4 protein-coding genes and 1 pseudogene are annotated in these 3,573 nt (G+C 70.9%); all 5 read right to left on the reverse strand.

Going from position 1 to position 3,573, the window contains the following annotated elements:
- A partial coding sequence (locus tag WA805_RS29365; RefSeq protein ID WP_425238994.1) for an acyl-CoA dehydrogenase family protein occupies positions 1 to 1,155 on the reverse strand: 1,155 nt, incomplete at its 3' end.
- Between the two features lie 64 nt (positions 1,156 to 1,219).
- Complete coding sequence (locus tag WA805_RS29370; RefSeq protein ID WP_422289607.1) at positions 1,220 to 1,348, reverse strand: hypothetical protein; 129 nt, start codon at positions 1,346 to 1,348, stop codon at positions 1,220 to 1,222.
- Positions 1,349 to 1,719: 371 nt separating this feature from the next.
- Positions 1,720 to 2,187, reverse strand: coding sequence for a 5-(carboxyamino)imidazole ribonucleotide mutase (purE, locus tag WA805_RS29375; RefSeq protein WP_422282109.1), 468 nt, complete (start codon positions 2,185 to 2,187; stop codon positions 1,720 to 1,722).
- A 55-nt stretch (positions 2,188 to 2,242) separates the two neighbouring features.
- Entirely contained in the window at positions 2,243 to 2,938 is a 696-nt protein-coding gene (locus WA805_RS29380) for a hypothetical protein (RefSeq protein WP_425243947.1), read from the reverse strand.
- A gap of 11 nt (positions 2,939 to 2,949) precedes the next feature.
- A pseudogene (locus WA805_RS29385) lies at positions 2,950 to 3,573 on the reverse strand (hypothetical protein); the annotation flags it as partial.

Consider the following 3,573-nt stretch of genomic DNA (forward strand, 5'->3'; position numbering starts at 1 on the left):
CTTGAGCAGCTGGCGGGCCATCACCATGCGCTGGATCTGGTTGGTGCCCTCGTAGATCTGGGTGATCTTCGCGTCCCGCATCATCCGCTCGACCGGGTAGTCGCTGACGTAGCCGTAGCCGCCGAGCAGCTGCACGGCGTCCGTCGTGACCGACATCGCCACGTCCGAGGCCAGGCACTTGGCGGCCGAGGAAAAGAACGTCAGGTCCTCGACCTTCTTTCCCGCCATCGCCAGTTCCGACTTGGCGGCCGCCGCGTAGGTGAGCTGCCGCGCCGCCGCCAGGTTCATGGCCATGTCGGCGAGCATGAACTGCACGCCCTGGAAGTCGGCGACCGCGTGGCCGAACTGCCGGCGTTCCTTCACGTAGCCGACCGCGTAATCGAGCGCGCCCTGTGCGATGCCCAGCGCCTGCGCCGCGATCGTGATCCGCGTGTGGTCCAGGGTGCGCAGCGCGATCTTGAAGCCCTGGCCCTCGTCGCCGACCAGCCGGGAGGCGGGGATCTCGCAGTTGTCGAAGTACAGCTCGCGCGTCGGGGACCCCTTGATGCCCAGCTTGTGTTCCGGCGCGCCGAACGAGAAGCCCGCGTCCCCGTCCTCCACCACGAACGCCGAGATCCCGTTCGGCCCGGCCTCCGGATCGGTCACCGCCATCACGGTGTAGAACTTCGACACCCCGGCGTTGGTGATCCACCGCTTCACGCCGTTGAGCACGTAGCCGTCCCCCGTCCGCGCCGCCCTGGTGCGCATGGCGGCCGCGTCCGAGCCGGCCTCCGGCTCGGACAGGGCGTAGGAGAACATTCCCTCGCCGCGCGCCACCGGCGGCAGATAGTGCCGCTTGACCTCATCCGACGCCCCGATCAGCAGCGGCATCGTGCCGAGCTTGTTCACCGCGGGAATCAGCGACGAGGTGGCGCAGGCCCTGGCGACCTCCTCGATGACGATCGCCGTGGCCAGGGCGTCGCCGCCCGCGCCGCCGTACTCCTCGGGGATGTGCAGCGCGTGGAAGTCGGCCTTGACCAGCGCCTCGTACACGTCCCAGGGGAACTCCGCGGTCCGGTCGATCTCGGCCGCCCGCGGTGCGATCTTGTCGTCGGCGAGGGCGCGGACGGCTTCCCGCAGCGCCTGGTGTTCTTCAGACAGGTCAAACGTGCTCATGCCCAGATCGTAACGGTGCCCTGCGCCAGGTCACCGAACGGGCGCTGCGCGCCGGCTGGCCGCTTCAGGCCACCTCTTGCTTGCCGGCGGCCGCATCCGGGTCGGCGGCCTTCTCCTGGACGGGCTCCTGGACGGGGTTCTGAACGGGCTCGCGCGGGCTCGGCACCGACGCCGCGTGGGCCGGGCGGTGCACCTCCGCTCCCGCAGCCGGACGCGGCGGCCACTGTATTCCGCCGCGCGGCGCGGCGTGCTTGCCACTGCTGCGGTACAAACCCAGCGAGCGGAATGGACGCTTCCTAGTGACAGAAAAGCTCATGTCTCCCCCATGACGTATTAGCGCAATGTGCCCGGTCTCCCCACCGGCCACATGCGACCGTTCCTGTTTCGATTGGCGGTGCTGCTCTCAGAATGCCCTAACGCCTCACAGATAAAACTCCCGCGAGCAGCTACCGCGCTTCAACACGATATCTAACCCTGTCAAAACAGGGAGGCAGGAGGGGCGCACGAACATGCTGAGAGTAATGGGACGCTGGTGAGGCGGCCGGGTCCGTTCTGGATAACTGGCTACCGCATGGAGCGCAGAGCCGCGCCTTTCGCGCGGGCCTGTGCCGTGAGACTCGCCTGGAATTCGGTCATTTTGCGGCGCAGCGACGGGTCCGCCGCGGCCAGGATGCGCACCGCGAGCAAGCCTGCGTTACGCGCCCCGCCGACCGCCACCGTCGCCACCGGAATGCCCGCCGGCATTTGCACAATCGAAAGCAGCGAATCCATGCCGTCGAGGTACTTCAGCGGCACCGGCACGCCGATGACAGGCAGCGGCGTCACCGACGCGAGCATCCCCGGCAGGTGCGCGGCGCCGCCGGCGCCGGCGATGATGACGCGGAGCCCGCGCTCTTCGGCGCGCTCGCCGTAGGCGATCATCTCCCTGGGCATCCGGTGCGCCGAGACGACGTCCGCCTCGTTCGGCACGCCGAACTCGTCGAGCGCCTCGGCCGCGGCCCGCATTACCGGCCAGTCCGAGTCGCTGCCCATCACGACGCCGACCAGCGGGGTTTCTGTCTGCACGGGCTTAGCGTAACCGGGTTCGCTAAGGGTGGCCCTGGATCGCGACCTGATGCACGAACAGCTGGTAGGTGCCCGCGTCGTCGGGCGGCAGCCTGGTGAACCACAGCAGCACGTAGCGCGCCTTGGCCGGGCTGGCCAGCGGCAGGCTCAGCTGGTCGCGGGTGGCCGTGGCGGTCGTGACCACGGGCAGGGCGGTGAGGTCCGGCGCCGCGCCGAGCCGCAGCTCCAGCGCCGTGCCCGGCGGGCTCCCGAGGTTGAGCGTGACGGTGGTGACGGTGACCGTCCGGCCCAGGTCGAGGAGCAGGCCGGTGCCCTGCTTGAGGTCGCCGAAGCTGGGCGTGGCGTACCACTGACTCACCCAGCCCATCGCCGGGTCGGTGAGCACCCGGGCGGCGATCTGCGGGTTGTCGCCGTCGGCCGTGCCCTGCGGGCCGAACGCCATGGCGCTGACCGGCACGAGCGTCTGCGCCCGCGGCGTGACGGTCGCCTTAGGCGTCGCGGTGACGGCGGTGGTGGCGACGGGCGCGGGGGTGGCGAGGGGCTGCGTGGTATTCGGCCCCGGCGGTTTCGCGGCCGCCTGCTGATGGCTGACAGGCGAGCTCGCCGCGCGCGGGGCGGTGACCTGGCCGCTGAACTCGAACGCGGCGTAGCCGAGGACGGCGAGAGCCACCACCCCCAGCGCCGCGGCCAGGCCGGCCCGGCGCCGGGCGGTGATCATCCCGCCCACAGTCAGGGACGCCCGTTCACGACGACGTGGTAGACGCTCGCCTGGTACTGTCCGGCGCCGTTCGGCGGCAGCAGGGTGAACCAGATCAGCACGTACCTGGCCTGTTGCGGTGACCGCAGGTGCAGCCGGACCGTGCCGCCCACGTCGTCGGCCGCCGCCGCGACCCGAAGGCTGGACAGGGCGCCGTCCGTGTCGCCGACCCGCAGTTGCAGGTTCGCGCCCTGGTAGCTGGCGAGATCGATCCGGACACTGGTGATCGTGGCCGTCCGGCCCAGGTCGAGGAGCAGGCCGGTGCCCTGCTTGAGGTTGCCGAATTGGGCCGTCGCGTACCACTGGCTCTGCCACGGCGCCTGGGCACCCCGGGTGATCGCGTTCGACGCGACCCGCGAGTTGTCGCCGTCGGCGAGACCGCCGGGACCGAATCCCGCGGCGCTGGCGATGTGCAATGCAGTGACGGCGGGCTGCGCCGGGGCGGGCGCCGTAGCGGAGGGCGCGGGTGCCGCGCTGGCGGGCGTGGCCGGCTGGGACGTGAGCGGGGCGTGCGCGGTGTGGCTCGAGGGCTGCGTGACCGCCGCGGCGCTCTTGCCCGTCGGGGCAGACTGGCTGGAGAGCGCGAGGCCACTGGC

The organism is Trebonia sp. (assembly GCF_049794275.1).
GTDB lineage: Bacteria > Actinomycetota > Actinomycetes > Streptosporangiales > Streptosporangiaceae > Trebonia.

What these genes read in the sequence shown, in the direction of transcription:
- purE (WP_422282109.1), bottom strand. Translation starts at nt 2,187, where the DNA reads ATGGGCAGCGACTCGGACTGGCCGGTAATGCGGGCCGCGGCCGAGGCG.
- WA805_RS29380 (WP_425243947.1), bottom strand. Translation starts at nt 2,938, where the DNA reads ATGATCACCGCCCGGCGCCGGGCCGGCCTGGCCGCGGCGCTGGGGGTG.